The 19,488-nt window shown below is 62.4% G+C and carries 22 protein-coding genes; 7 read left to right on the forward strand and 15 right to left on the reverse strand.

What is annotated here, in order from left to right:
- Together accC and aat are read left to right on the forward strand one after the other, a co-directional pair.
- Complete coding sequence (accC, locus tag AC0IPL_RS03470; protein WP_474272228.1) at positions 1 to 1,350, forward strand: acetyl-CoA carboxylase biotin carboxylase subunit; 1,350 nt, start codon at positions 1 to 3, stop codon at positions 1,348 to 1,350.
- A gap of 83 nt (positions 1,351 to 1,433) precedes the next feature.
- Complete coding sequence (gene aat, locus AC0IPL_RS03475; RefSeq protein ID WP_474272229.1) at positions 1,434 to 2,066, forward strand: leucyl/phenylalanyl-tRNA--protein transferase; 633 nt, start codon at positions 1,434 to 1,436, stop codon at positions 2,064 to 2,066.
- Here aat and AC0IPL_RS03480 read toward each other — a convergent pair.
- From AC0IPL_RS03480 to AC0IPL_RS03505, 6 genes are all read right to left on the reverse strand, one after another.
- Positions 2,030 to 2,404, reverse strand: a complete 375-nt coding sequence (locus AC0IPL_RS03480) for a DUF2155 domain-containing protein (protein WP_474272230.1) — start codon at positions 2,402 to 2,404, stop codon at positions 2,030 to 2,032. The two genes, aat and AC0IPL_RS03480, sit on opposite strands and share 37 nt — an antisense overlap.
- Complete coding sequence (gene mlaD, locus AC0IPL_RS03485) at positions 2,404 to 2,853, reverse strand: outer membrane lipid asymmetry maintenance protein MlaD (RefSeq protein WP_474272231.1); 450 nt, start codon at positions 2,851 to 2,853, stop codon at positions 2,404 to 2,406. Before mlaD ends, AC0IPL_RS03480 begins: the two co-directional genes overlap by 1 nt.
- Before the next feature lie 24 nt (positions 2,854 to 2,877).
- Positions 2,878 to 3,264, reverse strand: coding sequence for an NADH:ubiquinone oxidoreductase subunit NDUFA12 (locus AC0IPL_RS03490; RefSeq protein ID WP_474272232.1), 387 nt, complete (start codon positions 3,262 to 3,264; stop codon positions 2,878 to 2,880).
- Between the two features lie 141 nt (positions 3,265 to 3,405).
- Positions 3,406 to 3,765, reverse strand: coding sequence for a Rid family hydrolase (locus AC0IPL_RS03495; protein WP_474272233.1), 360 nt, complete (start codon positions 3,763 to 3,765; stop codon positions 3,406 to 3,408).
- A gap of 119 nt (positions 3,766 to 3,884) precedes the next feature.
- Positions 3,885 to 5,153, reverse strand: a complete 1,269-nt coding sequence (gene clpX, locus AC0IPL_RS03500; protein WP_474272234.1) for an ATP-dependent Clp protease ATP-binding subunit ClpX — start codon at positions 5,151 to 5,153, stop codon at positions 3,885 to 3,887.
- A 147-nt stretch (positions 5,154 to 5,300) separates the two neighbouring features.
- Positions 5,301 to 5,933, reverse strand: coding sequence for an ATP-dependent Clp protease proteolytic subunit (locus tag AC0IPL_RS03505; protein ID WP_474272236.1), 633 nt, complete (start codon positions 5,931 to 5,933; stop codon positions 5,301 to 5,303).
- A gap of 254 nt (positions 5,934 to 6,187) precedes the next feature.
- On the opposite strand from AC0IPL_RS03505, the gene AC0IPL_RS03510 reads away from it, so the two are divergent.
- Positions 6,188 to 7,195 (forward strand): GlxA family transcriptional regulator, encoded by a 1,008-nt coding sequence (locus tag AC0IPL_RS03510; protein ID WP_474272237.1) that lies wholly within the window; start codon positions 6,188 to 6,190, stop codon positions 7,193 to 7,195.
- Between the two features lie 58 nt (positions 7,196 to 7,253).
- Here the strand turns inward: AC0IPL_RS03510 and AC0IPL_RS03515 are convergent, their stop codons facing one another.
- The 9 genes from AC0IPL_RS03515 to AC0IPL_RS03555 form a co-directional block, all read right to left on the reverse strand.
- Positions 7,254 to 8,363 carry a c-type cytochrome gene (locus AC0IPL_RS03515; protein WP_474272238.1) on the reverse strand — a complete coding sequence of 370 codons (1,110 nt, stop codon included), beginning with the start codon at positions 8,361 to 8,363 and terminating at the stop codon, positions 7,254 to 7,256.
- Positions 8,347 to 9,615, reverse strand: a complete 1,269-nt coding sequence (gene soxC / locus AC0IPL_RS03520) for a sulfite dehydrogenase (protein ID WP_474272239.1) — start codon at positions 9,613 to 9,615, stop codon at positions 8,347 to 8,349. Before soxC ends, AC0IPL_RS03515 begins: the two co-directional genes overlap by 17 nt.
- A gap of 109 nt (positions 9,616 to 9,724) precedes the next feature.
- Positions 9,725 to 11,422, reverse strand: coding sequence for a thiosulfohydrolase SoxB (soxB, locus tag AC0IPL_RS03525; protein ID WP_474272580.1), 1,698 nt, complete (start codon positions 11,420 to 11,422; stop codon positions 9,725 to 9,727).
- Between the two features lie 99 nt (positions 11,423 to 11,521).
- Positions 11,522 to 12,370 carry a sulfur oxidation c-type cytochrome SoxA gene (gene soxA / locus AC0IPL_RS03530; protein ID WP_474272240.1) on the reverse strand — a complete coding sequence of 283 codons (849 nt, stop codon included), beginning with the start codon at positions 12,368 to 12,370 and terminating at the stop codon, positions 11,522 to 11,524.
- 75 nt (positions 12,371 to 12,445) lie between these two features.
- The gene (gene soxZ, locus AC0IPL_RS03535; protein ID WP_474272241.1) at positions 12,446 to 12,775 is read right to left on the reverse strand and encodes a thiosulfate oxidation carrier complex protein SoxZ; all 330 of its coding nucleotides are present in this window, start codon (positions 12,773 to 12,775) and stop codon (positions 12,446 to 12,448) included.
- Positions 12,776 to 12,817: 42 nt separating this feature from the next.
- Positions 12,818 to 13,234 (reverse strand): thiosulfate oxidation carrier protein SoxY, encoded by a 417-nt coding sequence (soxY, locus tag AC0IPL_RS03540; protein ID WP_474272242.1) that lies wholly within the window; start codon positions 13,232 to 13,234, stop codon positions 12,818 to 12,820.
- A gap of 57 nt (positions 13,235 to 13,291) precedes the next feature.
- The gene (gene soxX, locus AC0IPL_RS03545; RefSeq protein WP_474272244.1) at positions 13,292 to 13,804 is read right to left on the reverse strand and encodes a sulfur oxidation c-type cytochrome SoxX; all 513 of its coding nucleotides are present in this window, start codon (positions 13,802 to 13,804) and stop codon (positions 13,292 to 13,294) included.
- 128 nt (positions 13,805 to 13,932) lie between these two features.
- On the reverse strand, positions 13,933 to 14,514 hold the full coding sequence (locus AC0IPL_RS03550) for a thioredoxin family protein (RefSeq protein WP_474272245.1): 582 nt from the start codon (positions 14,512 to 14,514) through the stop codon (positions 13,933 to 13,935).
- A gap of 22 nt (positions 14,515 to 14,536) precedes the next feature.
- Complete coding sequence (locus AC0IPL_RS03555; protein ID WP_474272581.1) at positions 14,537 to 15,274, reverse strand: cytochrome c biogenesis CcdA family protein; 738 nt, start codon at positions 15,272 to 15,274, stop codon at positions 14,537 to 14,539.
- Positions 15,275 to 15,390: 116 nt separating this feature from the next.
- Here AC0IPL_RS03555 and AC0IPL_RS03560 point away from each other — a divergent pair, with 116 nt between their 5' ends.
- From AC0IPL_RS03560 to AC0IPL_RS03575, 4 genes are all read left to right on the forward strand, one after another.
- Positions 15,391 to 15,774, forward strand: a complete 384-nt coding sequence (locus AC0IPL_RS03560; RefSeq protein ID WP_474272246.1) for a hypothetical protein — start codon at positions 15,391 to 15,393, stop codon at positions 15,772 to 15,774.
- A 52-nt stretch (positions 15,775 to 15,826) separates the two neighbouring features.
- Positions 15,827 to 16,165 carry an ArsR/SmtB family transcription factor gene (locus AC0IPL_RS03565; RefSeq protein WP_474272248.1) on the forward strand — a complete coding sequence of 113 codons (339 nt, stop codon included), beginning with the start codon at positions 15,827 to 15,829 and terminating at the stop codon, positions 16,163 to 16,165.
- 11 nt (positions 16,166 to 16,176) lie between these two features.
- On the forward strand, positions 16,177 to 17,235 hold the full coding sequence (locus tag AC0IPL_RS03570) for a YeeE/YedE family protein (protein ID WP_474272249.1): 1,059 nt from the start codon (positions 16,177 to 16,179) through the stop codon (positions 17,233 to 17,235).
- Between the two features lie 138 nt (positions 17,236 to 17,373).
- Positions 17,374 to 19,407 (forward strand): PhoX family protein, encoded by a 2,034-nt coding sequence (locus tag AC0IPL_RS03575; RefSeq protein WP_474272250.1) that lies wholly within the window; start codon positions 17,374 to 17,376, stop codon positions 19,405 to 19,407.
- Positions 19,408 to 19,488: the final 81 nt, after the last annotated feature.

Below are 19,488 nucleotides of genomic sequence, written 5' to 3' on the forward strand. Positions count from 1 at the left end.
ATGTTTGACAAGATCCTGATTGCCAACCGCGGCGAGATCGCCCTGCGCGTGATCCGTGCCTGCCGGGAAATGGGCATCAAGTCGGTGGCGGTGCATTCCACCGCCGACGCCGACGCAATGCACGTGCGCATGGCCGACGAATCCGTCTGCATCGGCCCGCCCTCCGGCGCGCAAAGCTACCTCTCGGTGCCGGCCATCATCTCCGCTTGCGAGATCACCGGCGCCCAGGCGATTCACCCCGGCTATGGCTTCCTGTCGGAAAACGCCAACTTCGTGCAGATCATCGAAGACCACGGGCTGACCTTCATCGGCCCCTCGGCTGAACATATCCGCATCATGGGTGACAAGATCACCGCAAAGGAAACCGCCCAGAAGCTCGGCATCCCGGTGGTGCCCGGCTCCGAGGGCGGCGTGCCGGATCTGGCCAGCGCCAAGACGGTGGCGGCCGACATGGGCTATCCCGTCATCATTAAGGCCACCGCCGGTGGGGGTGGTCGCGGCATGAAAGTCGCGCTGAACGAAGCCGAGCTCGAAAAAGCCTTCATGACCGCGCGGTCCGAAGCCAAGGCCGCTTTTGGGAATGACGAAGTCTATATGGAGAAATACCTCCAGAAGCCACGTCACATCGAGATCCAGGTCTTTGGTGACGGAAAGGGTACGGGCATCCACCTGGCTGAGCGCGACTGCTCACTGCAGCGCCGCCACCAGAAAGTATTCGAGGAAGCCCCCGGCCCCTGCATCACGGCTGAAGAGCGCGACCGGATTGGCAAGATCTGCGCCGACGCCATCGGAAAGATGGGCTATTCCGGTGCTGGCACGGTGGAGTTCCTTTACGAGGACGGTGAGTTCTATTTCATCGAGATGAACACCCGCCTGCAGGTGGAACACCCGGTGACCGAGGCCATTTTTGGTGTCGACCTGGTGCGCGAACAGATCCGTGTCGCCGAAGGGCTGCCGCTGTCGTTCACCCAAGACGATCTGGAGATCAACGGTCACGCGATCGAAGTGCGGATCAACGCCGAGAAACTGCCGAACTTTGCCCCCTGTCCGGGAAAGATCACCGCATTCCATGCCCCCGGTGGCCTGGGCGTTCGGATGGATTCGGCGCTGTATGACGGCTATTCGATCCCGCCCTACTATGACTCGCTGATCGGCAAGCTGATTGTCCATGGCCGCGACCGTGCCGAGGCGCTGGCGCGTTTGCATCGCGCCCTGGGTGAGCTGATCATCGACGGGATCGACACCACCGTGCCGCTGTTCCACGCGCTTTTGGCCGAGGAAGACATCCACAGCGGCAATTACGGCATTCACTGGCTGGAACGCTGGCTGGAAGAGAACCAGCCGGGCTAACGGCCACAGATCAAAACGGGGCGCGCCACTGGCAGCGCCCCGTTTTACTTTTTCACCACAACCTGCCCATACTGGCGACCATCATGAGCCTGACTGCGGATCTTCTGTTACACGCGTATTCCGCCGGTATTTTCCCAATGGCAGAACACCGCGACGACCCGGAGGTGTTCTGGGTTGACCCCAAGCGGCGCGGCGTGCTGCCGCTGGATGGCTTTCATGTGTCGCGTTCCCTGGCAAAACGGATCCGCAATGGCGGATTTGAAATCACCGTGAACCGCGACTTTGACGCCGTGGTCGACGGCTGTGCCGACCGGGTCGAAACCTGGATCAACGCCGAGATCCGCGCCCGCTATCTCGATTTGCACCAGATGGGCAATGCCCACTCATTAGAGGTCTGGCAGGACGGCACGCTGGTGGGCGGCACCTACGGGGTGTCACTGGGCGGGGCCTTCTTTGGCGAAAGCATGTTTTCCCGTCGCCGCGACGCTTCCAAGGTGGCGCTGGCCTATCTGACCGACCGTCTGCGGCAGGCTGGCTACGTGCTGTGCGACACCCAGTTCCTGACGCCGCACCTGGCCTCATTGGGCGGGGTAGAGATCCCCCGCGCCCGTTATCGCGCCCGGCTGCGCGAGGCGCTTCAGCTTGAGGCCGATTTTACCCGTCCATCAATCCCCAGCCCTCAGCTGCTGATACAGCGCATCACCCAGACGTCATAACGGCTGTGGTCCAGCGCATTCAGCGCCGGGCTGGAGGCGATCATCCAGCCCTCAAAATGGGCTGTGCCATCCTCGGGGTCATGCACACTGAGAAAGCCATAGGCGTCACCGGTGGGGTTTTCCGCCGGGTAGCGGCAGTCACGCACCGTCACCAACAGGCCGAACATCGCGGCACTGGCACCGACGGCCACTTCGGCGTCAATGGTGTGGCCGTTGACCTTGTCCAGTGCGCGCAGAACCGCGGCACTGCCCTGCTTGGCCTGCTCCTGCGCCTGTCCTGGCAAAACCCAGACCGGCAGTGCAATGGCAGCCGCAATCAGCAAGCCGGTCAGACGCATCAGGACTCGTCCCCGCCAGCCACAAATTTCACCAGGAGGGAGATCAGGCTGACCGCGCCCTGTGTATCGAGGATCTCATCCCCAGCCTCAAAGGCGAAGGGCGAGCCGCCCGGCATGACTTCCACAAAATTGCCGCCCAGCAGCCCCTCTGAGGAGATCACGGCGGCACTGTCGTCGGGAATGTCGATGCCCTCTTTCACCGAAAACACAGTGTCGGCGCGGAAGGTTTCCGGATTCAGATCGACCCCGGTCACGGTGCCGATTTTGACCCCGGCCAGCCGTACATCGGTGCCGACGCCAACGCCCTCAAGCGACCGGAAAGAGGCGCTGAGGTCATAGGTCGCGCCACCGCGCGCGAGGCCCGCGGCCTGACCTGCGTAAACGGCAAAGGCGACGGCGGCAGCCAGCACGACGCCGCCAGCAAAAACTTCGGTTGGGTTATGGGACATTGTAGTCGGCCTTCTGGCGATGGTTTATTCGGGCACCCAGGCCTCGTAGTCGCGGCGCTCCTTGGGTTCGCCGCCCGCGCGGATCGACCCGGCCGGCGCATAGGCCAACATGGTGCCGGTCAGGTTTTCCTGATGCGGTTTTTCCCATGTCTTGTGCGCCAGCGGCTTTTCGGTCGGCACGTCGTCAAAGGTGCGGTGGAGCCAGCCGTGCCAATCCGGGCTGACCCGCGAAGCTTCGGCCTCGCCATTGAAGATCACCCAGCGTTTGCTGTCGTCGGCATTGTGGTAGAACACGTTGCCCTGATCGTCCTCGCCCACCTTGATGCCCTTGCGGGCCGTGAAGATCGCGGTGTTCAGGGTGCTGCCGTTCCACCAGGTCACGGCGCGCAGTAGAGTGTTCAGGATTCCCATGGATGCCTCCGCATTTATCCGCACCTGATATGGCCTAATTCCCCGCCAAGGTCCAGTGGATTGGCCCTGACACACGGACAGGATGGCGGGAAATGGCAGTTATGTACCGACAGGGTTTCGATCGGGCTAACACCCTGCGGATCAGACCGGGGCGACCGCCGTCACCTCAATTTCGATCCGGTACTTCGGGTCGATCAGGTTGCATTCGATCATCGTTGCCGCCGGCGGGTTGGCGCCAAAGGTCTCCTTCAGCAGCGGCCAGCAGGGCGCGAACTCCGCCGCGTCCGGCAGGTAGTAATTGACCCGCACCACATCTGCAACGCTGGCGCCTGCTTCGGCCAGTGCTGCGGCGATCACCTCCAGCGCCGAGCGACACTGCGCCACGACGTCTTCGCCCTGCCCGACCGTTCCGGCCACATGCACGAAACCGCCCGCCACCACGGCGCGGCAATAGCCGACCCTGGCCTCAAACTCACCACCTGAGGAAATCCGCCTGATCATACCCTCATGCCTCCCTCTTGCCAAAATCTCTGCGGGGTGGGAGGGGTCGCGTCTCACCCGTCTTACCAAAAGAAAACGGCGCGGATAACTCCGCGCCGCCTGTCTCATCTCCCGTCAGCTCAGCTGGCCGAGGCCGGTTCTTTTTCCGCGTCCGCGTGTATCATCAGCGGCTGCGCCTCCGAAGTCACGGCCTCTTCGTTCACGACCACCTTGGTGACGCTCTCCATGCCGGGCAGGTCGAACATGGTATCCAGCAGAATGTCTTCCATGATCGAGCGCAGGCCACGCGCACCGGTCTTGCGTTCGATCGCCTTGCGGGCAATCGCGCTCAGCGCCTCGTCGGTGAAATCCAGCTCTGTGTCTTCGAGCTCAAACAGGCGCTGGTACTGCTTGACCAAAGCGTTCTTGGGCTGGGTCAGGATGATCACCAGCGCATCCTCGTCCAGATCCTCCAGCGTAGCCAGAACCGGCAGACGACCGACGAATTCCGGGATCAGCCCGAATTTCAGCAGGTCTTCCGGCTCCAGGTCCTGGAAGATCTCGCCCACGCCGCGATCATCATTGTCGCGCACATCCGCGCCAAAGCCCATTGCCGAGCCCTTGCCACGGGCCGCGATGATCTTGTCCAAACCGGCAAAGGCACCGCCACAGATGAACAGGATGTTCGTGGTGTCCACCTGAAGGAACTCCTGCTGTGGATGCTTGCGCCCGCCCTGGGGTGGCACGGACGCCACGGTGCCTTCCATCAGCTTCAGCAGCGCCTGCTGCACACCCTCGCCCGACACATCGCGTGTGATCGAGGGATTTTCCGACTTGCGAGTGATCTTGTCGACCTCGTCGATGTAGACGATGCCGCGCTGCGCGCGTTCGACGTTGTATTCAGAGGCCTGCAACAGCTTGAGGATGATGTTCTCGACATCTTCGCCCACGTAACCCGCTTCGGTCAGCGTGGTCGCATCGGCCATGGTAAAGGGCACATCCAGAATCCGCGCCAGCGTTTGCGCCAGCAGGGTCTTGCCGCAGCCGGTAGGGCCAATCAGCAGGATGTTGGATTTCGCCAGTTCGATATCCGACCCCGCCTTCTGCGCGTGGTTCAGACGTTTGTAGTGATTGTGCACCGCAACGGACAGCACCCGCTTGGCGGTGGCCTGGCCGATCACGTAATCATCCAGCACCTGGCAGATGTCCTTGGGCGTCGGCACGCCATCGGTTGCCTTCAGGCCAGAGGCCTTGGTCTCTTCCCGGATAATATCCATGCACAGCTCAACGCATTCATCACAGATGAACACTGTGGGGCCTGCGATCAGCTTGCGCACTTCATGCTGGCTCTTGCCGCAGAAGCTGCAATAGAGGGTGTTTTTGCTGTCGCCGCCTGAATTCGTTGCCATGGTCTACCTTTCAGTCCGCTCGGTCTTTGGTGTCCGCAGTGCGGAGCAATCCAACTTTGTGCCAGCTTATGCCAGTGCTCAACCCGCCACAATGTGAAAGTGCGCCCCAGTAAAAACCGGGGCGCCGGTTGTTCAGATCAGTGCCGCTCAGGCCTGTTCATCGCCGCCCTTGGCGCGATTTTCGACGATTTCGTCGATCAGGCCAAATTCCTTGGCCTCCTCGGGCGACATGAAGTTGTCGCGCTCCAGCGCATCGACGATCTTGTCGTAGCTCTGGCCAGTGTGCTTGACGTAGATCTCGTTGAGGCGCTTTTTCAGCTTCAGCGTTTCCTCGGCGTGGATCATGATGTCGGTCGCCTGACCCTGGAAGCCGCCGGAGGGCTGGTGCACCATCACGCGGGAATTAGGCAGGCTGAAGCGCATGCCAGGCTCACCGGCGGTCAGCAGCAGCGAGCCCATCGAGGCCGCCTGGCCGATCACCAGTGTCGAGACCTTCGGCTTGATGTACTGCATGGTGTCATAGATCGACAGGCCGCTGGTCACCACACCGCCGGGGCTGTTGATGTACATCGAGATTTCCTTGGACGGGTTTTCCGCCTCGAGGTGCAGCAGCTGCGCCACGATCAAGGAGCTCATGCCATCGTGAACCGGACCGTTCAGAAAGATGATCCGCTCCTTCAGCAGGCGCGAAAAAATGTCATAGGCGCGCTCGCCCCGGCTGGTCTGCTCAACCACCATCGGGACCAGGGTATTCATGTATGTTTCTCTGGGATCAATCATTTCGACCTGCCTGCGTTGTTTATGTCCGGCACCATACCCGACACAGTGTTACCCGAGTCTTAGTCTCGCCAATTTTTGGCTGCAAGGGGCGGCGGTGATTTTCACGATGACGCATCGCTGCATCCTGTGTCGCAAATTACCAGAGCGCCGTCGCAAATTTCGGGCTGTACCGCGGCGCGGCACCTTAGGAAACAAACAGAAGACTGCAACGTGCCGGGACCCGATTACCCCGGCTTTCGCATTGGGATCCCATCATGACCGATGACAGTTTTGTTCAGAAAGGGGCTGCGGCCAATCTGGCCATCCCCTTTGATGGCGCGCCAAAAGACTTCTATTTCCTGCTGTTGCCCAAGGCGACCATGCTGCCGGTGGCTGCGGCCATTGAGCCGTTGCGGATTGCCAACCAAGTCACCGGGACGCGCCTTTTCCGCTGGTTTATCATGACGGAGGACGGCCAGCCTGTGCGCTGCTCCAACGGCATGGTCGTCACCCCGGACATGCCGTTGCAACCGTTGCCCGCGGACTCGATTGGGTTTGTCTGCGCCGGGGTCGAGCCACAGAACGCCGCCAGCGAAGTGACCCTGAACTGGCTGCGCCGCGAGAGCCGCTTTGGCCGTGCCATCGGCGGCATCTGCACCGGTGTCTTTGCGCTGGCGCAGGCTGGCCTGATCAAGGGGCATAAATTCACCCTGCACTGGGAGAACCAGCCAGGCTTTCTGGAAAGCTATCCAAATCTGGCGCCCTCGCCCAACATCTTTGAGATCTCCGGCCCGCTGATGACCTGTGGGGGTGGCAATGCCGCCACCGACATGATGCTGCACCTGATCGAAGAACACCATGGCAAGCAGCTGGCGATCATCGTTGCCGACATGTGCCTGCATGTGCGCTCCGGCGGTCAAGCGGCACCGCAGAAGTCCAACTATGCCGTTGCAATCGGCAGCCGCAATCAAAGGCTGCTGAACGCCCTGCAACTGATGCAGGAGTCGATCGAAGAGCCGCTGTCCATCGGGGAGCTGTGCGACCGTCTCGACATTTCCCGCCGCCAGTTGGAGCGGCTGTTCTCACGCTATCTGAACCAGAGCCCGATGCACGTCTATTTCGATATGCGTCTCAGCCATGCCTTTGCGCTAATGAATGAAACGTCGATGAGCGTGACAGAAATCGCACTGGCGTCGGGTTTCAATTCGGCAACGCATTTCTCGCGCCAGTTCAAGCGCAAGTTCGGCGCCAGCCCTCATTTTTTCCGCAAGGGCTGGAGCTGATCCCTTTCAGGCCAAAGCCGTGGCGCGGGGCTATCGGTACCGCGCCACGCGCCATTTGTTACTCCGCCTGCGATTGCAGATAGGCGATGACGGCCGCCACATCCTCGGACTTGCGCAGCCCCGCAAAAGACATCTTGGTCCCCTTGAGAAAGGCTTTTGGTTTGGCAAGAAATGCGCCGAGCGACCCGGTATCCCAAACCAGCCCTTCGGCGGCGGCCGTTTTCATTGCCTTGGAATACCTGAAGCCCGACACCTGCGCGGCCGGCGCGCCGACGATCCCGTTCAACGCCGGACCGCTGCGAGACTTGGCCTCCGGGCCGACCTGGTGGCAGGCTTTGCATTTCCGGAACACCTTTTCCCCGGCCGCGACCAGCTGCGGGTCGGGCGCCGGGCTGATGGGGGGAGCCTCCGCGGTATCGGCTGCGGACTTCGACGCCACGTCCTCGGCAGCAGATTCCAACGCGGCGACCTGCGGCTCTGATGGCGTCACATCCAGCGCCCGCGCCCGCATGGTGATCTCGACCGTGTCCTTGCAGTTGTTCATGCAGGGGGCATCGGTCCAGAAATGCTGCTCCGCGGCGAGCCTGTCGTCCACCACAAAGCCCGTGCGGTTGGGCAAGCTGATTTCAAGAAGGTTTTGTTCCGTAAGGGTAAAATCCTCATCCACAAGATCATTGGAATAAAGGATATAGGCTGTCACCGCATAGACTTCATCCGCTGTCAGGGACTGTGCATCGCCAAATGGCATCGAGCGGTTGATGTAGTCCCACACCGAGGTGAGATGCGGCCAGTAGCTGCCCACGGTCTTGACCGGATCGTCATGGTCCAACGTATCCCAGCCGCCCGCCAGCTTGGGCCAGTTGCCAACGCCCTCGGCAAAATCGCCATGGCAGCTGGCGCATTTCTCGGCAAAGACCTCCTCGCCGGTCAGCACATCGCCCGCGCCCGCGGGCAGGCCGCTGCCGTCGGGTGCCACGTCCAGATCCCAGGCCGCGATTTCCTGCGGCAACGCAGGGCGGCCAAGGCCGAATTTCCCGGCAGACGCCGGCCCGACGCCGAGAGCGGCAAGCGAAACCGCAAGGACGATGGCCCGTCCCGCGGAAAATGCGGGCAGTGTCCGGACGCGGCCCGCCACCGTGGTGTTCACCTTTTCAAGAAACCTCGACATTTTCCGCCTCCCCGTTTGCCTTGACCCACCAGGTCTGGATGGCGTTGTTGTGGTAGATCGAATTCAGACCGCGCACCTCGCGCAGCTGCGCCTTGCTGGGCTGGACATAGCCGCTGGCATCCCTGGCTCGGCTTTGCAGCAGCATCTCGGAGCCATCCCAGTCAATATCGAGATAGAACCGGCTCAGAGCCTTGTCCGCTCCGGGTGCGGCCAGTCGCGCCTGCTGCCAGTTCTTGCCACCGTCCAGCGACACATCCACGCCGGTGATCGCGCCACGGCCGGACCAGGCCAGCCCGGTAATCACCAACGGCCCCGCTCCATGGGTGATCGGCGCTTGCGGGCTGGGGCTGGTGATGACGGATTTCGCATCCATCTCCCAGGTCCATTTGCGGCTGGTCCCATTCGCCAGCGTGTCGGTGTACTTGGACGTCTCCTCGCGGCTTTCGACGGGCTGGTCCATGACCTCCACCCGACGCAGCCACTTGATCCACATGTTGCCTTCCCAGCCCGGCACAACCAGCCGCACCGGATAGCCATGCTCCTTGCGCAGCGCCTCGCCATTGGCCTTGAAGGCGACCAGAACGTCGTCCATCGCCTTGTCCAGCGGGATCGAGCGCCCGTTGGAGGACGCATCCGCCCCCTCCACGTAGATCCACTTGCCCTCGGGCTTTACTCCGGCTTCCTCCAGCAGGGTACGCAGCGGTACGCCGGAGTATTCCATATTGTGGATCATGCCGTGGGTGAATTGCGCGCCGTTCAGCTGCGCGCCGGCCCACTCCATGCCGGAGTTCGCCGCGCATTCGCAGAAATACACCCGGTTCTCGCGCGGAAAGCGCTCCAGATCCGCATAGGTGAACACCAATGGCGTGTCGACCAGCCCATTGATCATCAGCCGGTAGTCTTCCTTGCGCAGCTCGATCGCCCCCGAATGGTGCCGCTCAAAGGCGCAGCCTTGCGGCGTGATCGTGCCGTCCAGCGCGTGGATCGGAGTGAAGTTGATGGAGCTGATGGTGTCCGCCGTCAGCCATTCAACATTGCGGCGCACAACGTCGCTCTCGTATTTGATCGGCAGGCCATAGGGGGTGACATCCACGCCGTCGCCCAGACCACTGGCCCAGTCCTGAACCTTGGTGATCAGCGGATCGGGGGCGGCGGCACTGGCAGCTCCGGCTGCCACCGCGCCCGCCCCTGCTGCCGCTCCGGTCAGGAATTGGCGACGCGAGGGCGCCGCGCCTTTGGCATCTTCATTCATTAATCTTGCCTCCTCACATAGATAAATTCACGTTCGTGAATTCAACTGCGCAAATTTTTTTCAGTACCGCCGGAACAGGGTCACCCCGTCCCGGCGTCAACCAGCGTCCTCAGACGCCCGCCACCTGCACTGAGTTGTTCGGGTCCAGCCGGACAGTGCCCAGCTTGCGGATATGGTCCTCGACCACGTCCCAGATCATCGGGCCTTCGGTGCCTTCGTTCACACTGGCCCAGCCGGCCACCACGTAGGATTTCGCCGGATCAATCGCCTCGCCGGTTTTCAACAGCGTCATCTCGCTGATGCGGTCGCCCTGCGGCTTGCTGATGTCGATGCGGTAACCCATGCCGCCGATCCGCACCATGTCGCCTCCTTGCTGGTAATAGGGGTCGGGGTTGAAGATGTTGTCGGCCACGTCCTCCAGAATCACCTTGATGAACTCGCCCGTCATCTCCGACCGATAGGCCGCGCCATAAGACATCGAGGTGACGTTCCAAATGTCCTCCCGCGTGATGTCGTCGCCGGGCACCAGCGATGGCCCCCAGCGTACACCTGGCGACATGGCGATATCCGCCTCCCGCTCGCTCAGCAGCGCGTCGCAGATCAGGTCGTCCCAGGAGCCGTTGAAGTTGCCGCGCCGGTACAGCAACGTATCGGTCTGACCGATGACCTCCGCCAGCTGTTTCTTGAAGGGTGCGCGTTCCGCCTCGATCAGCTGGGCCACGGCCGGGTCGGGCGCGATCACGTCCGAGAAAACCGGGATCAGCTTGTGCCGCAGGCCCATCAGCTGGCCGTCGCGCACGTCCAGATCCACGCGGGACACGAATTTCCCGTTGGAGCCTGACGCGATGATATGAGTCTTGCCCACCAGCACCGGTTCGGGCAGCGCGTCATGGGTGTGGCCCGACAGGATCACGTCGATGCCCTGTACCTTGCCGGCCATCTTCTTGTCGACGTCAAACCCGTTGTGGCTGAGCACCACCACCAGATCAGCGCCCGCGGCGCGGACCTCATCCACCATTGCCTGCATATTTTCATCCCGGATGCCGAAGGAATACTCCGGGAACATCCAGCCTGGGTTGGCGATCGGCATATAGGGGAAGGCCTGCCCGATCACGGCCACCTTGGCCCCGCCACGTTCGAAGAACTTGTAGGGCTTGAACAGCTCAGCCGGCTCATCCCATTCGGCATCAAAGATATTCTGCCCAAGCGCCGCGAAGGGCAGGTTTTCGACAATCTCCTGCACACGGTCTGACCCCAGCGTGAATTCCCAATGGAATGTCATGGCATCGGGTTTCAGCGCATTCATCACGTTGACCATGTCCTGGCCCGCGGTGTGGTGGCAGGTGTAGGAGCCGTGCCAGGTGTCGCCGCCATCAAATAACAACGCGTCAGGGCGGTCGGCGCGGATCGCATTGATGATTGTTGCCACCCGGTCAAGGCCGCCGACCCGGCCATAGGCCTGCGCCAGAGATGCAAAATCATTATAGGTCAGCGCATAGGCCGAGGGGCTGCCATCCGCGATGCCATAGGCCTTGCGGAAGTCGGCGCCTGTGATGTGCGGCACGTGCCCCTTGTTGGCACCCACTCCGATATTAACCGACGGCTCACGGAAATAGATCGGCTTCAGCTGCCCGTGAATATCCGTGACATGGATCAGGCTGATGTTGCCATAGGTGTCAAACTCCAGCAGCTGATCCTGGGTTAGTGACTGCTGTGCAGCCAGCCGGGCCCAGTTTCCAAAGCCGGAAGCCCCCACCAGCGCGGAGGTGGCCATCGAAACCTGCAAAAAATCGCGGCGCGAGATCATCGGTACACTCATCCTCTATGCACGCGCGACATATTCGCGCAAGTGAATGTTTCGAAAAAGAGACGCCCCGCACCTGGCACCAGGCGCGGGGCGACAAAATCAGTTGCGGACGGACGGTGCCTCGACCGACAGTCCGTTGCCGCGCGAGGCGACATACAGCTCCAGTGCGACGAAATCCGCCGATCCGGGTTTGTATGTTTCGGCGCGGGTGTCACGCACGCAGCCCTTGAATCGCGCATGCGCGGTGTTCAGCTTGGTGTTCTTCAAGCGGTACACCGGAAAGCCGTTGATATGGCCCTGGCTCAGATGGTCAGCTCGGATCATGTTGCCATAGTTGTCTTCATGGCAGTTGGCGCAGGACAGTTCCAGCTGGCCGGTACGGGTGTAGTACATCTCGCGCCCCTTCTCCCAGGTGGACTGGGCCGGGCCGTCGATCGCAACATCGACCGGCAGGCCGCGCGACTGGACGGAGATCAGCGCTTCCATGGCCGCCATCTTGCCGCCCGTGTACTTCCACGGCTCGGCCCCCATCTGGCTTTCGCGGCAATCGTTGATCTGCATGTTCAGGGTGCGAACTTCGCCGGCGGCCTCGTTCCACTTGGGATAGACGGCGCGCACGCCTGCCATGCTCTCTTCGACATCGCCGTGGCAGGAGGCGCAGGATTTGCCCTCGGAGCCGTCGACCGCCTCCCAGGTCTCCAGTGCCTGGTCGACATAGACCATCGCCGGGTTCTCAAAATCGTCCATCTGCAACGCCTGGGTCTCGTCCGAGCGGAAATGCCAGCCCGACATCACCTCGTCCATCACATCCGACAGATGCTCCGGTGCGGCGGTCTTGGTGACCATTTCGATCTCTTCGTTGACCACCAGCGTGTCATCATCGGGGCCAGCGCCCGCAGCCAGCGGCAGCGCCAGCACGACGGCGGCGGCAATTACCTGTGTCTTCATTCCTTGTCCTCCCGTGGGTGCCTGCCCTGCCCGAAGAGCCCCGGCCAGGGCGCGTGCCTGAAGATCCGGAACGGATCAGGAAACGGCGATTTTCTTGCTTGTGTCGTAGACCGAGCCATCGTCGTCATACCAGGTGAAGACGAACTCACCCGCTTCGGACACCATGGCGTCGAACTGGAAATAGGGGTTGGTCGAGATAGCGGGCTCCAACGCCACATCCACCACCATCTCGCCGTTGAAGGCGCAGGTGAACCGGTTGATGATCGAACGCGGGATGGTATTGCCGTCCTTGTCCTTGCGCTGACCGCTTTCCATCTTGTGGCTGATCAGGGTCTTGATTGTGACCGCCTCGCCGACGGCAGCGGTTTTCGGGACTTTGACGCGGGGTTTAACACCGGATGCCATGTCTTTGTTACTCCTTCAGAATACCGTTAGGCGCAGCGGCTATCAGCCGCCACAGCCGCCGATGGTGACCTTGATGGTGGCGCTGGTCTTGGCAAAGGTGCCATCCGCCAGCTTGGCCACGGCCACCACATCCTGCGTGCCCGCCAGACGAATCCGGGTCGACGCCGCCTGCTGGGCCGCCGCGGGGCCAAACTTGAAGGTCGCAACGCCAGGTTCAGGATTGCCTGTGGCCAGCAACATGATCGCGGTGGCGCCCGGCGCCTCGACCGAGATCGGCACGGTGTTGCCGTTTTCGGCAATCTCCGGTGCGTTCAGGGTAACGCCAGCATCCGCTAGCTCCGCACCACCGGTGAAGTCGGCGATCCGGTCTTCTGCCTTTGCGTTCACCTGGAATGGCAGCACGGTTGCCACGGCGGCGCCCAGGCCCAGGGCCAAGGTCTCACGGCGTGAGAACTCCATCATATTTCTCCTTTGATTGTCCCGCGCGCGGCAGGCGGCCTCAGGCCGCGCCGTGCGTCATTCTTCTTTCAAGGTTCCCAGAAAGGCAACGACGTCCTCGATTTCCTGTGCCGTCAGGATCGGCGGCAACGGCTCGGTGCCGGCCTCCCCGGTATAGGCATCGCCAGGCCGGATAAAGCCTTCGACCTTGTAAAAGGCCGGCATCATGGTGCCCTCGAACGTCATTTTGGCATTTGCCACCAGGCCGCGCAGCTCCGCCTCGGTCCAGCGGTCACCTGCCCCGTCCAGGGAGGGGCCGATTTCGCCGTGGAACGGCACGTCTGCCAGCGCGCTCAGCTGGTGGCAGGCGACGCAGTTGCCCTTGGACTTGGTGCCCGCGATGACGGCGCCGGCCTCAGGATCGCCTGCAGTCCCGGTCAGCGAGCTTTCCACTTCGCCGTATTCGCCGTATTGCACCGCGTTCGGGGCAATCTCGCCCGCCAGCGCCGCGGTCCCGGCCAGAGCCAGACCAGCGCCCAGACCGGCGACGATACTGGCGGTCCGCGCCAATGTCACAGATAGATGCTTCATATGTCCTCCCGTTGGCTGCCGCACGCGCCCGGCGGCTTGGCTAACTGCGAACCAGCCTAGGCGGCAGGCAGACCAGTACGCAACAACAAATTCAATCATGTGAATTTTTCCAGAAGCTGCGCAGCCCTCTAATCCGTGGACCCATTGTTGCGCTCGCGGATGCGACGAGCGTGGTAGCGCTGGAAATCTTCCTCATTCTCAAGCGCATAACGCTTTTCGTTGACCCATGTAAACATATCCAATGTGGTTCCCGGCCCAAAAGCGCCAGGCATCACCGCTACTGCCGCCTGCGGCGCGGTTTTGTCCTCGATTACCGCTTCTGGCAGGAACAGAATCGTTGGTGTGAACAGCAATCCCCATTTGCGCGCCATGTCCTTTTCCGCCAGCACCTCGCCGTCGAAATCGGTTACCTCAATGTCGCCATGCAGGTTCAGCTGCACCACAAAGAAGTTCTCGGAGATGTACTGGCTGATATCCGGCCGCGACAGCACCTCCTCGTGCATCTTGGTGCAATAGATACAGCCGCGCTGCTCAAAGATCAGCGCCAGCCGCTTCCCTTCGTCGTTGGCCTCCTGCAAGTCTTCGCGCAGATCCTTGAAGGTATCTCGCATCCAGGGCGCCTTGTGCAGCCCGTCGTCGCCCAGTTCCGCCGCCGCCAGCGGCGCGGCCAGAGCCAGCGCCAAAATGGTGTTGGTTATCGTCTTCAGCATCGTTTTCCCTCCCAGGTTTCGGTCATCCGATTGTGCTGAATGCAGGCATCCAGCGGATCATTGCTTCGGCAATCAGGCGCACGCCGCCGGTGGCGATCAGCACCGCAAACAGCACCAGCATTGCGCCCATGCCCTTTTCAACCCAGGCAAAAGCGGCCCGGTGGCGCGCCACCCAAGCCAGAAACGGACGCGCAAACAGCGCCGCCACCACAAATGGCGCGGTCATGCCCAGGCCGTAGATCAGCAGCAAAAGTCCCCCACGCCAGATCTCGCCCATGCCCGATGCGATCATCAGGATCGAGGCCAGTGCCGGCCCGACGCAAGGAGTCCAGCCAAAGCCGAAGGCCAGCCCCATTAGATAGGCGCCAAGCACGGTCGACGGCTCGGCGCTGCTCTCCATCCGCGCCTCGCGGTACAGCAACGGTATCCTGACCACGCCCAGAAAATGCAGCCCAAACACCAGCAGCAACGCCGCCGCACCATAGGACAGCAGCTCCAGATACTGGCCAAACAGCTGCCCCAGCGCTGTCGCCCCCATGCCCATCAGCATGAAAACAGTGGTTACACCAGCCGCAAAACAGACCGCCGAGACCAGCAACCGCCGCTGTGCGCCCGGCGCAATCGCCCCGTCGCCCCGCAGCTCACTCATCGACAAGCCGCCCATATACGACAGGTAAAACGGCACCATCGGCAGGATGCACGGGGTGAAAAAGCTCAGCAGCCCCGCCGCCAGCGCACCAAAGAGGGAAATTTCCAGCATCCCGTCACACCCTTCGATTGCCGCGCCCATAGGGTCGTCATCGGGTCCGGCTTGTATCATTCACATATTCGAATTACGTTGAGTCTCAACGAACCGTCAACAGGTGGATGACACGGATGCGCCGCTTTCGGCAACTGCTGACATTGGCAGCCTTGACGCTTGCGCCGCTGCCCTTGCTGGCGGCAGAGCTGGTCATGGTTGAACAGCCGGGCTGTGAATGGTGCGCGCGCTGGCATGCCGAGATCGCGCCCGTCTACCCCAAGACCACCGAGGGCCGCTTTGCGCCGCTGCGCCGGGTGGATCTGCGCGACATGCCGCCCGAGTTGGACGTGCAGCGCCGCGTGCTTTTCACCCCGACCTTTCTGCTGGTCGAGGACGGACAGGAACGGGCGCGCATCGAAGGTTATCCGGGCGAAGATTTCTTTTGGCCTCTGCTCACCAATTTGCTAAGCGCCCATACGGGTTTTGTTGACAATTCGCACACAGCGGACGGCAGCTGACCGCGCCGCCGCAGGACAGGGACACAAGGCGCAACGCCGCCGGGAGACACAGATGGCCTTACCGCAGTTTTCTGCCGACATGCCGCCCGAGGACATGGATCGCATGGTTGGCAATGCCGCCAAAGCGTCCAATTTCCTCAAGGCGATCAGCCACGAGGGGCGCCTGATGATCCTGTGCCACCTGGTCTCGGGCGAAAAATCGGTGACCGAGCTGGAAGAGCTGTTGTCAGCCCGTCAGGCGGCGGTGTCCCAACAACTGTCCCGGCTGCGACTGGAAGGGCTGGTCGTCCCGCGCCGCGAAGGTAAGGCGATCTATTACCGGCTGGCCGATGACAAGCCCCGCCGCATACTGGAGGTGGTCTATGACCTCTTTTGCAAGGAAAGCATCTGACACACCATGACATGCTCGACCTCCTGACAGAGCACCAATCTGCAGCCCTGGTCGGGCTGTTTGGCGGCGTGCTGCTCGGGCTAGCCGCCCGGCTGGGACGGTTTTGCACCTTGGGCGCAATCGAGGATCTGCTCTACGGTGGGACTTCTCTGCGGCTTCGAATGTGGGGCGTCGCCATCGGCGTCTCCGTCATCGCAACCTTTGCACTGTCCGCAGCCGGGCTGGTGGAAATGCAGTCGTCGCTTTACCTGTCCACGCGCTGGATGCCGCTGGCCTCGATCCTGGGCGGGATACTGTTTGGCTACGGCATGGCGCTGAGCGGCAACTGCGGCTATGGCGCGATTGCCCGGCTGGGCGGCGGCGACCTGCGCAGTTTTGTCATCGTGCTGGTGATGGGAATTGCAACCTACGTCGTATTGGCCGGCCCGCTGGCCCCTGTGCGCCACTGGCTGTTTGCCCAACAGGACGTGACCATCGGCCTGCCGCCCGGTTTGGCCCATTACGCGGCCGCCTGGACCGGCCTGTCGCCAGCCACAATCGGTATCCCAGCAGGCGCGCTGATCCTGCTCGCATCGCTCAGCGGCGGCGGACTGTTGCGCGATGTGCGCGCGGTCTTCTGGAGCTGCGTCGTCGGTCTGGCAATCACCTCCGGCTGGGCGGGTAGCAGTCACCTTGCCAGCACCGGCTTTGATGCCCTGCCGGTGGTCTCACACTCCTTTTCCGCGCCATTGGGCGAAAGCGTCCTGTGGTGGATGACCGGCAGCCTGCGCCCTGTGTCCTTCGCTGTCGGCTCTGTCGCCGGGGTCTGGTGCGGGGCATTTATCGGCTCGCTGATAAAGGGGCATTTTCGCTGGGAGGCCTGCGAAGACCCACGCGAGCTGCGCCGCCAGATCATCGGTGCCGCGCTCATGGGGGCCGGGGCTGTGATCGCCATGGGCTGCACGGTCGGCCAGGGGCTCAGCGCTTTTTCCCTGCTGGCCCTTTCGGCGCCGATAACCTGTGCAGCGATCTTTGTCGGTGCGGCCCTGGGGCTGCGCCAGCTGATTGTCGGTTTCCGCCCCGCGGTCTGAGCGGAGTGCAATTGTGATAACTTGATGACCGCCCCGGATCCGTCAAACCCCTGTTACAGTTCTGTCGAAGATGCAGGCAACCCGCAGCCCCCCTCCGGCCGCGGCGCCAACCCAGCGACTGGATTTTGGAGCCACATCATGGATCGCAAACAGATCATCGACGACCCGCAAACGGGCAACAAGGGCGAGGCTTTTGAGGCCTTCGACGACATTCCGGCCAACCCCAACCTGCACCGCACGATCGGCGACGTCATCGCAGCCCGATATGGCCGCCGCGACCTGCTGAAGGGGCTGCTGGGGGTCTCTGCCACGGCGGCCTTGTTCGGCGCCACGGCGCTCAGCGCCCCGCGCCAGGCCGCCGCTGCGGTAGCGTCGGCGCAGGGGCGCTACGACTTTGAAGAACTGCGCTGGGGGAATGACGAAACCCACCACGTCGCTGAAGGCTATGACGCCGACATCCTGCTGCGCTGGGGCGACCCGATTACCGCCGACGCGCCGGATTTCGACGTGATGAACCAAAGTGCTACCGCGCAGCTCAAGCAGTTTGGCTACAACAACGATTATGTCGGCTTTGTGCCCCTGAACCAGGAAGGCAGCCGCGGGCTGCTCTGCGTCAACCATGAATACACCAACGAAGAAGTGATGTTCCCTGGCCTCGGTCGCCAGGATCGGGCGGATTTTGCCGATATGACGCGTGAGCTGGTCGAAACCGAAATGGCGGCGCATGGCGGCTCGGTGGTGGAAATCGCCCGCGGCAGCGATGGCAAATGGCGTGTGGTGCGGGACGGTCGCATGAATCGCCGCATCTCGCCCTTGCACACAGAGATGACACTTGACGGCCCTGCCGCGGGCCACCCGCGCATGCAGACCAGCGCCGATCCCAGCGGCACCCGCGTGATTGGCACGCTCAACAACTGCGCCGGCGGCCTGACCCCCTGGGGCACCTGGCTGATGGCCGAGGAGAACTTTCACGGCTATTTCTGGACCGACAAGCTGGACGCGGACGGCAAGCCTGACCTCACCGGCCAGCCAGAGGCGAAACAGATGAAGCGCTACGGCGCCCCGGGGCGCTGGTACGCCTGGGGCAAATATCACGACCGTTTCAATGTCGACAAGGAACCCAACGAGCTGAACCGCTTTGGCTGGGTGGTGGAGGTCGACCCGCGCGACCCCACCGCCATGCCGGTGAAACACACCGCATTGGGGCGCTTCCGCCACGAGGGTGCGGAGACCACCGTCTCCAGCTCGGGCCATCTGGTTGTCTACATGGGCGATGATGCGCGGTTCGATTACCAGTACAAATATGTTTCTGCGGGCACGGTGTCGGATGATCCCGCCGCCAATGCCCACCTGCTGCGCGACGGCACGCTTTATGTGGCGCGGTTCGATGCAGACGGCACCGTGACCTGGCTGCCGCTGGTGCATGGTGAGGGACCGCTGACGGCGGAAAACGGCTTTGCCAGCCAGGCAGATGTGCTCATCGACACGCGGCTGGCAGCAGACGCGCTGGGGGCCACCCCCATGGACCGGCCAGAGGACGCCCAGCCGCGCGGTGATGGCACCGCCTATGTCATGCTGACCAACAACACCCGTCGCGGCGCCGATCAGACGGACGCTGCCAACCCGCGTGCGGGCTCTGACTTTGGTCATATCATTGAAATCAAGGAAGACAACGGCGACCACGCGGCCCGACACGGCGCATGGTCCATCCTGGTAAAATGCGGCGATCCCACCCTGGCAGAGGTGGGTGCGGCCTGGAACCCGGAGACCTCGGAAGACGGCTGGTTCGGCTCCCCCGACAACTGCGCCTTTGATGCGGACGGCCGCCTGTGGGTATCCACCGATCAGGGCAGCGGCTGGGGCAAGACCGGCAAGTCCGACGGGCTTTATGGCGTTGAAACCGAAGGTGCCTTGCGCGGGCATTCAAAACTGTTCTTCCGCTGCCCGGTGGGTGGAGAACTCTGCGGCCCCTATTTCACGCCTGATGGCGAGACCCTGTTCCTGGCGGTGCAGCATCCCGGCACCGATGGCACCAAGGCGCTGAAGGGGTTCGAACGCGCCTCAACCTTCGAAGATCCGGCGACCCGCTGGCCGGATTTTGACCCCCGAATGCCACCACGCCCTTCGGTGGTGGTGGTGACCCGGCAGGGCGGCGGCAAGATCGCAGGTTAACCGTAACATCCGACGAGCCCAGCGGAGCGCGCCCCATCCGGGGCGCGCGCAGGTATCTGCCCTGGCGGGCGCACGGCCGCC

Source organism: Leisingera sp. SA32, assembly GCF_056033425.1.

What these genes read in the sequence shown, in the direction of transcription:
- accC (WP_474272228.1), top strand. Translation starts at nt 1, where the DNA reads ATGTTTGACAAGATCCTGATTGCCAACCGCGGCGAGATCGCCCTGCGC.
- aat (WP_474272229.1), top strand. Translation starts at nt 1,434, where the DNA reads ATGAGCCTGACTGCGGATCTTCTGTTACACGCGTATTCCGCCGGTATT.
- AC0IPL_RS03480 (WP_474272230.1), bottom strand. Translation starts at nt 2,404, where the DNA reads ATGCGTCTGACCGGCTTGCTGATTGCGGCTGCCATTGCACTGCCGGTC.
- mlaD (WP_474272231.1), bottom strand. Translation starts at nt 2,853, where the DNA reads ATGTCCCATAACCCAACCGAAGTTTTTGCTGGCGGCGTCGTGCTGGCT.
- AC0IPL_RS03490 (WP_474272232.1), bottom strand. Translation starts at nt 3,264, where the DNA reads ATGGGAATCCTGAACACTCTACTGCGCGCCGTGACCTGGTGGAACGGC.
- AC0IPL_RS03495 (WP_474272233.1), bottom strand. Translation starts at nt 3,765, where the DNA reads ATGATCAGGCGGATTTCCTCAGGTGGTGAGTTTGAGGCCAGGGTCGGC.
- clpX (WP_474272234.1), bottom strand. Translation starts at nt 5,153, where the DNA reads ATGGCAACGAATTCAGGCGGCGACAGCAAAAACACCCTCTATTGCAGC.
- AC0IPL_RS03505 (WP_474272236.1), bottom strand. Translation starts at nt 5,933, where the DNA reads ATGATTGATCCCAGAGAAACATACATGAATACCCTGGTCCCGATGGTG.
- AC0IPL_RS03510 (WP_474272237.1), top strand. Translation starts at nt 6,188, where the DNA reads ATGACCGATGACAGTTTTGTTCAGAAAGGGGCTGCGGCCAATCTGGCC.
- AC0IPL_RS03515 (WP_474272238.1), bottom strand. Translation starts at nt 8,363, where the DNA reads ATGTCGAGGTTTCTTGAAAAGGTGAACACCACGGTGGCGGGCCGCGTC.
- soxC (WP_474272239.1), bottom strand. Translation starts at nt 9,615, where the DNA reads ATGAATGAAGATGCCAAAGGCGCGGCGCCCTCGCGTCGCCAATTCCTG.
- soxB (WP_474272580.1), bottom strand. Translation starts at nt 11,422, where the DNA reads ATGATCTCGCGCCGCGATTTTTTGCAGGTTTCGATGGCCACCTCCGCG.
- soxA (WP_474272240.1), bottom strand. Translation starts at nt 12,370, where the DNA reads ATGAAGACACAGGTAATTGCCGCCGCCGTCGTGCTGGCGCTGCCGCTG.
- soxZ (WP_474272241.1), bottom strand. Translation starts at nt 12,775, where the DNA reads ATGGCATCCGGTGTTAAACCCCGCGTCAAAGTCCCGAAAACCGCTGCC.
- soxY (WP_474272242.1), bottom strand. Translation starts at nt 13,234, where the DNA reads ATGGAGTTCTCACGCCGTGAGACCTTGGCCCTGGGCCTGGGCGCCGCC.
- soxX (WP_474272244.1), bottom strand. Translation starts at nt 13,804, where the DNA reads ATGAAGCATCTATCTGTGACATTGGCGCGGACCGCCAGTATCGTCGCC.
- AC0IPL_RS03550 (WP_474272245.1), bottom strand. Translation starts at nt 14,514, where the DNA reads ATGCTGAAGACGATAACCAACACCATTTTGGCGCTGGCTCTGGCCGCG.
- AC0IPL_RS03555 (WP_474272581.1), bottom strand. Translation starts at nt 15,274, where the DNA reads ATGCTGGAAATTTCCCTCTTTGGTGCGCTGGCGGCGGGGCTGCTGAGC.
- AC0IPL_RS03560 (WP_474272246.1), top strand. Translation starts at nt 15,391, where the DNA reads ATGCGCCGCTTTCGGCAACTGCTGACATTGGCAGCCTTGACGCTTGCG.
- AC0IPL_RS03565 (WP_474272248.1), top strand. Translation starts at nt 15,827, where the DNA reads ATGGCCTTACCGCAGTTTTCTGCCGACATGCCGCCCGAGGACATGGAT.
- AC0IPL_RS03570 (WP_474272249.1), top strand. Translation starts at nt 16,177, where the DNA reads ATGCTCGACCTCCTGACAGAGCACCAATCTGCAGCCCTGGTCGGGCTG.
- AC0IPL_RS03575 (WP_474272250.1), top strand. Translation starts at nt 17,374, where the DNA reads ATGGATCGCAAACAGATCATCGACGACCCGCAAACGGGCAACAAGGGC.